We start from the raw sequence: 13,282 nt of genomic DNA, 5'->3' as shown, positions 1-13,282 counted from the left end.
AATCCCTCATCGAATAATGGCCGGGGTGTCGGTCCGAGGCGTCACGCGGAACGCCCGTGACCCGGGCTTCTCCGGCTGCGCCGGTCGACCGGCGTTCGGGCTCTTGTCGGTGGAGTCGGCCACGTCCTCCGCGAGCGCCGTCCGCGCGTCGACGAAGCGGATGCCCCCGACGTCGACGCCGAGCGCGTACAGGCTCGCCGCCGCCGGCCTGCGCAAGAGGCCGCCGTGCGCGTAGATCGCCCGCAGCTCGGCCGCGGCGCCCAGCTTCTCCAGGCCCACGATCGCGCGCAGGCGAACGCGGTACTCGTCCGCGAAGAGGTGCTCGTCCTCGACGGGCTCGGGGAGCGGGGTCGTCGCGATCTCCTCCAGCGGGCCGATGCCGTCGCGCTGCCCGAGAGAACCCAGGAGGTGCGCCGCGCGCCAGCGCATCTCGCCGGGCCTCGCCGACTCGGCCCTGTCCGGCGGCGCAGACAGCGACCACGCGTCGTAGACCTCCACGACCACGCGGACGACCTCCGGGCCGAGCGCCCTGAGCTCCCGCAGCGAAGCCGCGTAGGCGGCCTCGTTCCCGAACTCTCCCATCAGCGCGAGGTGCCTGTTCACCATCGCCCGGATGCACTCCCGGTCGCACTCGAGGGCTTGCGACTCCACCCCGGTCTGCTCCGCCGCGTCCCTCTCCTCGGGCGCGCCGCAGCCCGCGGCCAGCGCGAGGAACACGAGCATCATCGACGTTCTGGTTGAGGCCAATCTCATGCTTTCACCCCTGATCCTGTTCATGAAACAACGACCGTTGCGCCGTCGACGGCCCCTCGGCGGCAGCGCCTCCACGCCGGCGAGCCCGCACGCTGGCCGCGCCCGACCGAGAGGGAGGATGTCCACCGGGCTCTCTCGTTATCCCCCGCCGTCGTCGAGGGAGCCGCTCGACCGAGCGACGCAACAACTCGGATGACGCGATCGACCCGGATGATTCAGTCGACCCGGACGACCTCATAGCAACCGTCGGGCCACGTCCCGCATGCAGCGCCGGTCGGCCGGACGGGCGTCGCTCACACGCGCGGTCTGGACGCTACGACCGGGAAAACGCGGCGTTCGTTCAGGGAGCGAGCCCCGCGCCCAGCGACGGCTCGACGAGGGGCGGGCCGCCGCGGACACCCGCATGGAGGCGGTGGCCTCCATCCCATGAGGGCTCACCCCTCCACCACCGCCCCCGAGGCAGCGGGTATGTCCCCGCGCGCACGCGGGCGGCGACGCTCGCCGTCACCCCACGCCCCGCACCCAGCGCCGATCGGCCTCCGGCACCACATCCTTCGGCACCGTCGCTCGCTGCGGCGCCGGCAGCACGCTCGCCGGACCGCACCCACGGAGCCCCGACGCCCACGCGGGGTTCGCCTCGGCCACGCCTCGGATGTAGCAAGGCGCCCCCGCCGGCGCGGCCAGAGCCGCGGTCCAGAGCGTGCATTCCGGCTGGCGGCGCAGACGGACCGCAGGCCCGCCTGATACCCTGACGCGATCTTGTGAGGGGAGACCGATCCGATGAAACCTGAGACCGTCGATATCCTCGATCCCGACCTGTACCTCGCGGGCGCGCCGCACGAGCGCTTCGCGCTGCTCCGCCGGCAGGCCCCCGTCTACTGGCACCCTGAGCCGGCGGGCAGGGGGTTCTGGGCGATCACGCGCCACGCGGACGTCGCCCGCATCTCGCGCGACCCGGCCGCGTTCTGCTCGGGGCGCGGCCTCTTCATCGAGGACTTTCCGCCGGGGGACATGCGCGCCAACCCCGATGTCATGATCATGATGGACCCGCCCCGGCACGGCCGGTTCCGGGCGCTGGTCAACAAAGGGTTCACGCCCCGGGTCATCCAGCGCCTCGAGGGGCGCGTGCGGGAGCTCGTGAACAGCCTCATCGACGACGCCCTCGCGCGGGGCGGGTGCGACTTCGCCAGCGACATCGCGGGCGAGCTGCCCCTCTCGGTGATCCTCGAGATGCTCGGCGTCCCGCGCGAGGATCAAGGGCAGATGCTCGACTGGACGACGCGGTTCTTCGGGGCGAGCGACCCTGAATACGGCGTCACGCCCGACGAGCTGAAGGCGGTGCTCCACAACATGAACGCCTACGCCCACAAGCTCGCGGAGCAGCGGCGGAACGCGCCCAGGGACGACATGTTGAGCCTGCTCATGGCCGCCGAGGTGGACGGGGAGAGGCTCTCGTACACGGAGTTCGGCGGCTTCTTCAACCTGCTGCTCACGGCCGGCCACGACACCACGAAGAACCTCCTCTCGAACGGGATGCTCACGCTGCTCGAGCACCCCGACCAGCGCCGGCGCCTGCTCGAAGACCCCGCGCTCCTCCCGACGGCCATCGAGGAGATGCTGCGCTTCACGCCGCCGGTCTACTACTTCCGGCGGTCGGCGGTGCGGGACACCGAGATCGGCGGGCAGCGGATCGCGGCCGGAGACAAGGTGGTCCTGTGGTACGTCTCCGCGAACCGCGATGAGGAGGTCTTCAGCGATCCGCAGACCTTCGATGTCGGCCGTACTCCCAACGAGCACCTCTCCTTCGGCGTCGGCCCCCACGTGTGCCTGGGCCTCGCGCTCGCGCGCCTGGAGGCTCGCGTCGCCTTCGAGGAGCTCTTGCGCAGGCTCCCCGAGATGGAGCTCGCCGGGCCGGTCGTGCGGCTCCGATCGAACTGGGTGAGCGGGGTGAAATCCATGCCGGTCCGGTGCGCGCGAGCCGCGGGATAGCGCCGTCTCCACGCCGCACCGATGCAGCACGGCGCCGGCAGGGGACACGAGGAGGTGCGTCCTGCTAAGAGCTCCTCCTCGCACGGAGGCGTGGGAAGGACCGTGTCGTTGGCCTGCAGTGCGATCGGGTAGTCACCGCCGGTGTGGGGACAACCATCACAGCGGAACTCGCTGAGCAGATCATCCGCGGCGAGATTGCAGTCCATGTAAGGGACACGTCCGAGCCGGGTGCGCTCGGCCAGCTCGAGGGCCACCGCCGTACGCTCGGCGGCGCCGCGGCGGCCCGGCGCTGACGGCGGGGCGGCCGGCGGCCGGCGATGACGCTGCGCGCCCGTCGCCCCGACCTGGGTCGCCCGCCCGACGTGGGCCGGGCCGCGTGTGCACCCTGGGTCACCCGCCCAACGCCGTTCGGCCGCGCGGCGTAGCCTGCGTCGGATCACCCAACCTGGGTCGGATCACCCCGCCGCGTGTGAGCTGCGCAGGGTGCGTGTCGTGCAAGGAAGCCGCGGCGCATCGCGTGTCGGGGAGGGAGATGCAACGAGAGACAATTCGAACATGTACATTCGACGCTTGCCAATGAATCCGGTTTAGGACACCTTATAAAGTGCCGCCCAGCCCTCGCCTGGGCCTCGTCTCGTCATCCGATCGACACAGGTCGATGCGCGGATCATCCGCGTCCGCGTCAACTGCTCGGCAAACAAAGCTCCCGGGATGGTCCGCACAAAGCCGCTTCGATCCGAAAGGAAATTTGTGCTCGCGATGAACGATCGAGAGGGCGCTCCGATGATCCGGTGGGATCGCTCGAGCTCGGCCTCCCGAGCGCGACGCGAGGGCGGAGCTCCGTGCGGCGCGCGACGGAACTCTTGAGACGGGAGAGATCACCGCACCATGAAGAAGAACACTCGTTTTGGCATTGGATGGGCTACGGTCCTTGTCTTCGGCTTTGCGCTGGGCGTCCCCGGCACCACCAAAGGTGAGTCCGTCCACGATCGCGGCTCACGCACGGGCGGCGCCGCGATCAACGTGGCCGAGCTCACGGTCCTGGACGTTCAACAGGCGTACAGGAGCAATCAGTACACGGCAGAGGAGCTGGTACAGGCCTACCTCAACAGGATCGGGCAATACGAGGGGTCCTACAACGCCTTCACGTCCATGAACCCCAACGCCATCGCGAAGGCGCGGGAGATCGACAGGAGGCGAAGGGCTGGCGAACCCCTCGGCCCGCTGGCGGGGATCCCCGTGGTCATCAAGGAGTCCATGGACCACGTCGGCTTGCCCTCGACGGCCGGATGGGCACCTCTGAGCGCCCAGGCGGCGGGCGGCGTCAATCTGTTCCCCAGAAAGAACTCCGTGGTGGTCGACCGGCTGATCGGCGCGGGGGCCATCATCCTCGGCAAGACGAACATCCCGGCGTTCAGCGACGATGGGACCCGGGCGGACAGCAGCTGGGCAGGCCCCACGTACAACGCCGTGAACAAGCTCCTGGCGCCAGGGGCGAGCAGCAGCGGGACGGCCACCGCCGTGGCCGCCAATTTCGCGGTGCTGGGGCTCGCCGAGGAGACGGGGGGCTCCATCCAGAACCCCGCCGCCGCCCAGAGCCTCGTCGGTATCAAGCCGACATTCGCCCTCGTCCCCACGGCGGGCACCGTACCTCTGGCCAGCAGCACGAGGGACGTCATAGGGCCCATCGCGAGGACCGTGCGCGACGCCGCCCTGGTGATGGATGTCCTCGCGGGACCCAGCCCGGAGGATCCCAAGACGGCCGCTGCCGGCGGACACCTGCCCACGGGCGGGTACACGGCTCGCCTGAGCGAGACCGCCCTCAGCGGGATGCGGATCGGGCTGTACGGTCCGGGGTGGCGGCTCGACGCGCTGTCGCCGGAGACGGAGGCCCTGTACGCGCAAGCCGTCGAAGAGCTCGAGATCGAGGGGGCGACCGTCGTCGACGACCCGTTCGCCGGCAGCGGCTTCGCCGAGCTGGCCCTGCCCGGCGCGCCCTACGACATGCGAGGAACAGAGTCGGTCGCGTACGACTTCCAGCGCTACCTCAAGGGGGTCACGTTCGGCGGGGTCACGGTGGGCTCGATCGACGGGCTGGCGGCGATCACCGGGGTATCTCCGTTTCAGCAGGACGGCGGGCCGCTGTCCTGGTACGTCGACGAGCTCCCCGTGCTGGCAGACTCGCTGAACCAGCCCGATCAGGCGCCCGACCTGTCCGGGTTCTGGGCCTTGCGGAGCCAGTATCTGAGCGTCTTCGACGCTGTGATGGCCGCGAACGATCTGGACGCCCTAGCGTTCCCGCAGACCTATGGGACGGTGCCGAACCTGTCAAGCTTGGACACCTACCCCGCGACGACGGAGTCCGCGATCAACATCGCCGGGCTCCCGGGCGTCGTCGTGCCCGCCGGCCAGTACAGCAACGGGGCGCCTTTCGCGCTGATCTTCGTGGGTCCCCTCTGGAGCGAGCCTGCCCTGCTGGGGTTCGCTTACGACTACGAGCAAGCGACCCACCACAGGATCGAGGCGACCCTCTCTCTGTAGCGGGCGCACGGCAGGCCACTTCGCCGGCAGGTCACGGCGAGGTCAGGCCTGACGAGGGCTGCGTGGACGGGGACGGCTGGGCCTGGGGACCGCCAGCTCGCCGTGGTCGCGCCGGAACACGGCCGGAAACGGGTCGAGCCCGGCGCCGGGATCTCGGGAGCGGCGCAGGGAGGCCGCCGGCGGCTCGGGAGGGGTCGCGGCCGGAGGGGTCGCCGGGGGCCCGCGCTGCACCGCGCGCCGCCCGCCGCGCCGCGATCGCAAGGAACCACGCCGCCCGGGGGAGTGACGGGCAGCCGCGGTTCGATGGGATCCCGGCGAGCGAGCGCGCTGCCTGGATACAGCCATCACGGTCTCATGGGCACGCCGCGGAGCCGCGACGCGTCGCCGGTGTCGCCGTGGACACGGCCCCTTGGCGAGCACGACCGCCGTCGCAGACTACCGCTGAGGATAGAACGGCGGATGCGTCGGGTACTGCGTGATCCCCGGGTACTGCACGATCACCGGGCGCTGCGTGATCACCGGGTACTGCGTGATCACCGGCTGCTGCGTGGTCACCCAGTGCTGCGTGACCAGCGGAGACTTCTTCGTCGGGCAGACCTCCTTCTTCGGCACGAAGACGTCCTTCTTCGGCACGAAGACGTCCTTCTTCGTCGGGCAGACCTCCTTCTTCGGCACGAAGACATCCTTCTTCGGCGGCAGCTGCGTGATCTGGGGAACGTAGGCCTGTCCAGGCAGCACGAGCAGGTCGGTGCCCGCCGTGAAGCCCCCGGGCATGGGATCCTCCGTCGTGGCGCTGCCGGGGTCGGCCTCGCCCTCGATCGCAGCAGCGCTCGAGTCGACGCTCTCGATGTCCTCGCCCATCTCGCTGTCAGGCATGTCCGCCTGCTCGATCGCGCAGCCGGTCATCGCGGCCACAGCCACCATCAAGAACGACGCTCCGCAGAGAATTGAACGCATGTTTCCTCCATCGATGTCCCGTGGTTGGACCTTCCGGTCCGTGGACATCTTGCTTCGGACATCAAGCACCCGGCGTGCCTGTGTGCCTCTGTGCGCAGGACGCCTGTGTCGACCGATCGCGTCCACGCCGTCGCGCGCCAGGGAGAATTTGATGGATCTGCGGTGACACTGGCGCGCTCACCGAACGTTCATGTCGGCGCGGTGTCATCTACATTCCTGCATCGGGACGAACGGGACTCCGCTGGCCGAGGCCGGCGCGGCGGGCGTCGGGAGCGTCGTCGCGGCGCATCGTCGGGAGCGCGCGCGAGCGGTCGTGCTCAATCGCACAGGGTTCTTGCTGACGCGGAGATCGAGCGCGGTGTGTGAAATCGTCGGTCGGCACGGGCCGCACACGCGGCGTGTCGCCCGCGTGGCTGTCTGTGCTCCCGGCTGCGCGGTCGGCCCAGACCGAAGGCCTCGGCGCTGCGCGCTCCCTGGCCCGCGCGGCGGACGCCGCTGTGGGGACATGCCTCTGGCCGCTGCGCTCTGCGCGGCGCTGCCTGATGAGCTGGGGCGCAGCCGGTCGATCGAGCTCACTCGAGACACTGCGGTGTTCCTCGCTCGCTCTCCCTGGCTCGGGCCGGTCGCGACGTCCGTTTGACAGCGCTTAATGCCAGGCGCGTCTCGCCCCGGCGACCGGATTTCCCAGGGGCGCCCAGGACGCACTGGCGTGTCGTCTCGCCCGGACGCGCGGCGCCTGATTATGCCTCGGACTGCGCGCTGCTCGCGCGGCTTCGTGCTGTCCAACTGCGCTCATCATATGCTGGGAACAGCATGGGGCCAGCATGACGGATCCGCATCTCCCCTGTCGTCGCAGATGTTCTCGTGCGCCGCAGAGGACGAACGTCGAGGACGCAGGGGGTGGCGCTCGTCCTAGACGGCGCCGTGGGCGTGCTCCCGCCCTGGCCGGACCGCTCCCGGGCCAGCGGTCCAGATGTCCCCTTGGGCGGCCTCCCTCCGCTCCCGCCCCTCGATGCTCGACGGCGCCGTCCCGCCGTGACCCCGAGAGCGACAAACGGGCTGAACCAGCCTGAGACGAGCAGGATTCAAAGCGCCAAGGACGCCAAGGACGCCAAGGACGCCAAGGACGCCAAGAAGAAGAGAATACCTTGGCGTCCTTGGCGCTTGATTTCTCGCTCGAACTACATGATCGGTGCCCTAGAGGGCACCCAGGTCAGGATTGTCGGCGCTGGTCAGGTACGACGTGGAATAGGACCTGTGCGTGCGGGCGGCGAGCCTCCCGACGTTGTCCCAGAGCTGGATGATGTCCGTCCTCCGGTCGTTGTTGACATCGCCGGCGACGAACTGCAGCGCGGGGCCCAGCCTCCAGATCCCCGAGGTGTCGGAGTAGGCTTGATACCCGATGCCGTCGGATCGCCAGATGATGATCTCACGAAAGCCGTGGTGGTCCCACACCTGGAAGACGTCCGTCTTGCCGTCGCCGTCCGCGTCCCCGGTGAGCCACTCCACGGCCCCGGCCCCTGCGGGCATGAGCGAGCTCCAGCTCGTCGCATACCGGCTCCCGTCCGAGGGGTGCACGATCATCCCCAAGGTGCCGTGATGGTCCCAGAGCTGGACGATGTCCGTCCTCCTGTCGTTGTTCACGTCCGCCGCGAGGAACCTGAGGGCCCCGGAGCCCGCCGCCACACCGCTCGTGTCGCCGTACATCGCGTATCCCGCGCCGCTCGAGCGCCACACGATCAGGCCGAGCGAGCCGCCGTTGTCCCACAGCTGGAAGACGTCCGTCTTGCCGTCGCCGTCGGCGTCGCCGGTGAGCCACTCCACGGCCCCGGACCCCGCGGGCATGAGCGAGCTCCAGCTCGTCGTGTACCGGGTCCCATCCGACTGGTGCACGATCATGCCCAAGGTGCCGTGATGGTCCCAGAGCTGGACGATGTCCGTCCTCTTGTCGTTGTTCACGTCCGCCGCGAGGAACCTGACGGCCCCGGAGCCCGCCGCCACACCGCTCGTGTCGCCGTACATCTCGTATCCGGCGCCGTTCGAGCGCCACACGATCAGGCCGAGCGAGCCGCTGTTGTCCCACAGCTGGAAGATGTCCGTCTTGCCGTCGCCGTCGGCGTCGCCGGTGAGCCACTCGACGGCCCCGGAGCCCGCCGGCATGTCGTCGGAAGACCACGCCGGAACGTGCCCGGCGCCGTCCGAGAGGCTCACGGACATCCCCAGCCTCCCGCCGACGTCGCGCAGGTGGACGATATCCGTCCTCCCGTCGCCGTTCACGTCGACGCCGGGCAGCCGCCTGTCGAGCATCCCCAGGTACCAGCTCGACCTCCCGTACACCGACTGAGCTCCGGCGATGTCCGTCGCGCTGAGCCGCCCGGAGCCGTTTCCACCGCTGTTGCAGTAGTGCATCGTGGATTCACGGTCATACCAGGTGGCGTAGGTGCCTCCCATGCTGACCTCGTCGGTCCTGCAGTACTCGGGGTCGTCCTCCCGCACATCCGGGTTGTCGGGGCGGGCGTGCTCGTGATCGAAGCCGAGCACGTGGCCGAACTCATGGACCGCGATGTACTCGATGCGGCCCCGGGGTGTGTCGGCGCCGACCGCGATGCTCACGCTGTTGCCCTGCCAGGGTCTGAGGAACGTAGCGTTCATTCCCACCCCCGCGCGACCTCCGCTGCCCCCGTCGGCGCTGGCGTGCACCAGGACACGAACGAACCTCTCCGTGCTCCAGGTCGGGCACCGCCCGAAGCCGGTGAACGCCACGTTCGTGTACCGAGCCCAGGTATTCTGGAGGGCGTTCACGATGATGTTCTTCTCCGCGTCAAAGCCAGGCTCGACCCAGCAGACCGGGACCGTGCTCCGGTTCTCGGTCCACAGGGTCGCTCCGCTCCGCACGTAGAGCGCGCCCTGGGTCTCGGCGAGCTCGACCTCCTGGCCATCGCTGCCGATCACCGGGCCGTTGCAGCCGGCGAGGAGGAGCCACGCCAAGCTGAGCGGCATCCATCTCCGGAGCCTCTGGGACCCGTGTCCTCGCTCGAGACGGGCAGGTTCGAAAGCACAATTTTCCGCGATGATGCTCATGGGTCAACCCTCATGCACCCGTGTACGGGCAGCGTTGGATCGCCCTGGACCGAGTGGGACATGCCCAGGGCTGGTCTTCACCGGCGCCCGGAGCCGCCGCGCTGCTCGGCGCTGACGCGGCCTCCAGCGCGGCGTCTCCGCCGGCGCTGGAGCGGATTGCAGGCGGTGTGCCCATCGCGGCCCGCGGAGGACACCCGGGGTGCGCGCACTCCGGCACACGGCGAGTCTCCTCCAGCGGATCGCCGTGTCTCTTTTCAGAGAGTGCGTCCTCTCGAGTGGATCGCTCCTCTGGTGCGCCCTACGCTCACCGCATGCGCGCAACGGTCATCGTCGAGGGACGATCGGCCCGGGCGCTCGCGGCGCGCGGCTAATCGCGGCGCCGTCGCCTCGGCGCCGCGCGCCGGCGGCTGACCTCCAGGCCGCGGCCGAGGCTGCGCAGGACGAGCAGGCCGCCGCCGAGCTCCGTCTGCGCCAGCGCGCGGGCGACCTCCGGCCGCACGCCGGTGAGGATCGGCCGGGAGCCGAGCAGCTGGATCGCGCGCGCGAGCCGCTCCAGGGCGGCGGCGCCGTCGGGATCGAGCGCGTCCGTGCCGGTGACGTCGAGGACCACGTGCGCCGCCCGCTGCGCGACGATGGCGGGCAGGAGCCGCTCGCCGAGCTCGTCGCCGCGCTCGGCGTCGAGGCGGCCGATGAGCGGCACGGCGAGCGTGCCCCGGCCGACGTCCAGGATCGGCGCGGAGAGCGTGAGGATCTGCCGCCGCTGCTCCTCCACGAGCGCGAGCGAGCGGTTCAGCTCGTCGATGAGCCGGCCCTGCTCCTCGACCTGCCCCTCGGCGCGCCGCTGCGCCGAGACGTCGAGCTGCTGCACGAGCACCGCGGGCGCGCCGGTCACGGGATCGGTCGTGCGGCGCGCCTCCACCTGGTGCCAGCGCTCGCCGGCCGTCGTGTGGACCCGGACCTCCCCGGTCCACGGCGCCTCGGCGGCGATCGCCCCGCGGATCGCGGCGGCCACGCCGTCGTCCGGGAACGCCGCGTCGATGCGCGGCGCGTCGCCGAGCGCGCGCAGCGCCGCAGGGTTGTGGAAGAGCACCGTCCCTTCCTCGTCGACGACGCTGACCAGGACCGACGAATGGCGGACCGCCTCCACACCGCGCACCATGGAGGCGTCGATCCCCGGCTGCCGCGGCAGCGCCTGGAACAGGATGGCGAGCCGCCCGTCATCGAGGCGGATCCCCTGGCCGTGGAGCGTCACGGTGGCCGGCTCCCCGCGCGGGTAGAGCGTCCAGTCCTCCACCACCGTGCCGCCGTCCGCGATCACGCGCATGTAGCCGTCGAGCCGCGCCCGGGCGGCCGCAGAGAGGTCCGACAGATCGCGGGAGCTCAGATCGGCGCGATCCGAGGCGCGCCAGAACTCGAGGCCCTTCAGGTTGGCCCACTGGAACCGCACGCGATCGTGATCGTAGATCCAGGTCGGCAGGATGGATAAGTCGAGGGCCGAGAGGCGCTGATCGAGGAGGCTCATGGCGGGGCGAGGCTTCATACGACGCGCCGGGCCGCCCTGCACGTGCGCTCGCCCCCGGCGCGGACCCGTCCAGCGAGCCCGCCGTCGCGTCGTTCAGCGCCCGGGGGTGGTCTGACTGGAATCCGCGCGCGGCCGCCGCCCGGCGTCCGGGCGTGGTCGGACTGGGATCCCCGCGCGGCCGCCGTCCGGCGCCTCGAGGGGTTGCCATCGCGCGCCTCGAACGCGAAGAAGGCCTGGCGGGGAGGAGCACATGGCGACGATGACTCGGTTCCATCAGCAGCCGACCGGCGACGGCGGGCAGCAGACGGCCGGAGACGGCGGGAAAGAGCCCGAGGCGCAGCCCATCCTGCGCCAGCGCGGCGAGGAGATTCAGCCGTACGGGGCGCTGGCGCGTTATCCGCTCGGGCTGAGCGACGATGTGCGCGCGGCGAGCGTCGCGGCGCTCAACCAGATCCTGAGCGACACGATGGTCCTGCGCGATCTGTACAAGAAGCACCACTGGCAGGTATCGGGCGCGACCTTCTACTCGCTGCACCTCCTGCTCGACAAGCATTACGAGGAGCAGGCCAAGCTCGTCGACGAGGTGGCCGAGCGGGTGCAGACGCTCGGCGGGATCGCCGTCGCGATGCCGCACGACGTGGCCGAGATGACGCGCATCGAGCGGCCGCCGCGCGGTCGCGAGGAGGTGCCGGTGCAGATATCGCGCCTGCTGGAGGCGCACGAGCAGATCCTGATCGAGGCGCGTGAGGCGGCCGGCAAGGCGGCGGAGCGCGGCGACGACGGCACGGACGACCTGCTCGTCAGCCAGGTCGTCCGCGTCAACGAGATGCAGGTGTGGTTCCTGTCCGAGCACCTCGTGGACACGCCGCTCGTCCGGGCGCGGTAAGCCGCGCGTCCGGGCGCGGTCCGCGGGGGCGCGCAGGCGCGCCGCCTGCGCGCGGCTCGACGAGCGGCCGTGGTCCATGGCATGACGGGCCTCATGGCCGAGCGCTCCGTCTCCATTCCCATCGCCGAGAACAGCCCTGTATCGGGGGTGATCCACGCCCCGCGGTCGCGGGCGAAGCGCTCCGGCGTGGCCGTGGTGCTCGGCCACGGCGCCGGCGCCGACATGAACGCTCCCCTCCTGGTCGACGTCGCCGAGCGGCTTGCGGCGCGCGGGCACAGCGTGCTCCGCTTCAACTTCGTCTACAAGGAGCTCGGCCGGAAGGCGCCCGACCGGCCGCCGCTGCTCGAGAAGGCGTACGAGGCGGCGATCGCGCGGATGCTGGAGGACAGGCCGGAGCGCCTGGTGATCGGCGGCAAATCGATGGGCGGGCGGATCGCGTCGCTGCTCGCGGCCCGCGGCGTGCGCGCGGACGGGCTCCTGTTCCTCGGGTATCCGCTCCACCCCGCGGGCAAGCGCGCCCCGCTGCGCGACGAGCACCTCCCCGCGATCCCCGCGCCGCTGCTCTTCTTTCAGGGCACGCGTGACCCGCTCTGCGACCTCGCGCTCCTCCGGCCCGTCCTGAAGCGCCTCGGCAAGCGGGCCACCCTGCACGTCATCGAGGGCGGCGACCACTCGCTCGAGCTCCTCAAGTCCGCGGGCCGGACCAGGGAGGACGTGCTCGAGGAGATCGACCTCGCGATCGACGGCTGGCTGAAGGCCCGAGTCCGCCCGGAGACGCCGGCTCCGAAGAAGACGCCGGCTCCGAAGAAGACGACGTCAGCCCCGAAGAAGACGACGCCGGCACCGAAGAAGACGTCAATGCGCCGCGCCCGCGCGGATTGACGAGCCGCGCCGCGGGTTCGAGAGTCGAAGGGCGCGGGCCTCCTCGCGGCGCGCAGCAACGAGACAAGGAGGACACGATGGACTTCGAGGTGGCACCGCTCCCGTACGCCAAGGACGCGCTCGAGCCGGCCATGAGCCGGGAGACGCTCGAGTTCCACTACGAGAAGCACCACAAGGGCTACATGACGAAGCTCAAGAGCCTGATCGAGGGCAAGCCCGAGGCGGGGAAGAGCCTCGTCGAGCTCCTGCGCACGAGCTCGGGCGCGGTGTTCAACAACGCAGCTCAGGTCTGGAATCACACGTTCTTCTGGGAGGGCATGAGGCCGAACGGCGGCGGCCCTCCCCCCTCCGGCGACGTGGGCGACCTCGTCGCGGGGCTCGGCGGCTGGGACAGGTTCCGCAGCGACTTCATCGCGGCCGGCGTCGCGCGCTTCGGCTCGGGCTACGCGTGGCTCGTGCTCGACGGCGGCAAGGGCAGGATCGTCGACACGCCGAACGCGGAGAACCCGCTCACGGCCGGCGCGACGCCGCTGCTCACGTGTGATGTGTGGGAGCACGCGTACTACCTCGATCACCGCAACAACCGCCAGGGCTTCCTGGAGGTGTTCCTCGACCGACTCGTGAGCTGGGACTCCGTGGCGAGGAACCTCCGCGCCGCGGCGTGACGCGAG

9 protein-coding genes are annotated in these 13,282 nt (G+C 70.5%); 5 read left to right on the top strand and 4 right to left on the bottom strand.

The window, feature by feature from the left end:
* Positions 1 to 6: 6 nt before the first annotated feature.
* On the bottom strand, positions 7 to 726 hold the full coding sequence (locus WMF43_RS46200; RefSeq protein WP_437675058.1) for a hypothetical protein: 720 nt from the start codon (positions 724 to 726) through the stop codon (positions 7 to 9).
* 807 nt (positions 727 to 1,533) lie between these two features.
* On the opposite strand from WMF43_RS46200, the gene WMF43_RS46195 reads away from it, so the two are divergent.
* Both WMF43_RS46195 and WMF43_RS46190 read left to right on the top strand, forming a co-directional pair.
* The gene (locus tag WMF43_RS46195) at positions 1,534 to 2,742 is read left to right on the top strand and encodes a cytochrome P450 (RefSeq protein WP_437675056.1); all 1,209 of its coding nucleotides are present in this window, start codon (positions 1,534 to 1,536) and stop codon (positions 2,740 to 2,742) included.
* Positions 2,743 to 3,630: 888 nt separating this feature from the next.
* Complete coding sequence (locus WMF43_RS46190; RefSeq protein WP_437675054.1) at positions 3,631 to 5,283, top strand: amidase; 1,653 nt, start codon at positions 3,631 to 3,633, stop codon at positions 5,281 to 5,283.
* A 435-nt stretch (positions 5,284 to 5,718) separates the two neighbouring features.
* Here the strand turns inward: WMF43_RS46190 and WMF43_RS46185 are convergent, their stop codons facing one another.
* From WMF43_RS46185 to WMF43_RS46175, 3 genes are all read right to left on the bottom strand, one after another.
* The gene (locus WMF43_RS46185; protein ID WP_437675052.1) at positions 5,719 to 6,240 is read right to left on the bottom strand and encodes a hypothetical protein; all 522 of its coding nucleotides are present in this window, start codon (positions 6,238 to 6,240) and stop codon (positions 5,719 to 5,721) included.
* A 1,197-nt stretch (positions 6,241 to 7,437) separates the two neighbouring features.
* Positions 7,438 to 9,240, bottom strand: a complete 1,803-nt coding sequence (locus tag WMF43_RS46180) for an FG-GAP-like repeat-containing protein (protein ID WP_437675050.1) — start codon at positions 9,238 to 9,240, stop codon at positions 7,438 to 7,440.
* 448 nt (positions 9,241 to 9,688) lie between these two features.
* Positions 9,689 to 10,843, bottom strand: coding sequence for an STAS domain-containing protein (locus WMF43_RS46175; RefSeq protein ID WP_437675048.1), 1,155 nt, complete (start codon positions 10,841 to 10,843; stop codon positions 9,689 to 9,691).
* 250 nt (positions 10,844 to 11,093) lie between these two features.
* Here WMF43_RS46175 and WMF43_RS46170 point away from each other — a divergent pair, with 250 nt between their 5' ends.
* From WMF43_RS46170 to WMF43_RS46160, 3 genes are all read left to right on the top strand, one after another.
* Positions 11,094 to 11,729, top strand: coding sequence for a Dps family protein (locus WMF43_RS46170; protein WP_437675046.1), 636 nt, complete (start codon positions 11,094 to 11,096; stop codon positions 11,727 to 11,729).
* A gap of 69 nt (positions 11,730 to 11,798) precedes the next feature.
* Entirely contained in the window at positions 11,799 to 12,611 is an 813-nt protein-coding gene (locus WMF43_RS46165; RefSeq protein ID WP_437675044.1) for an alpha/beta hydrolase family protein, read from the top strand.
* A 77-nt stretch (positions 12,612 to 12,688) separates the two neighbouring features.
* Entirely contained in the window at positions 12,689 to 13,276 is a 588-nt protein-coding gene (locus tag WMF43_RS46160) for a superoxide dismutase (protein WP_437675042.1), read from the top strand.
* Positions 13,277 to 13,282: the final 6 nt, after the last annotated feature.

Source organism: Sorangium sp. So ce131 (assembly GCF_051519095.1).
Taxonomy (GTDB): domain Bacteria; phylum Myxococcota_A; class Polyangia; order Polyangiales; family Polyangiaceae; genus Sorangium.
Note: the sequence above shows the minus strand (reverse complement) of the source record. Positions and strands in the feature narration are given on the sequence as shown.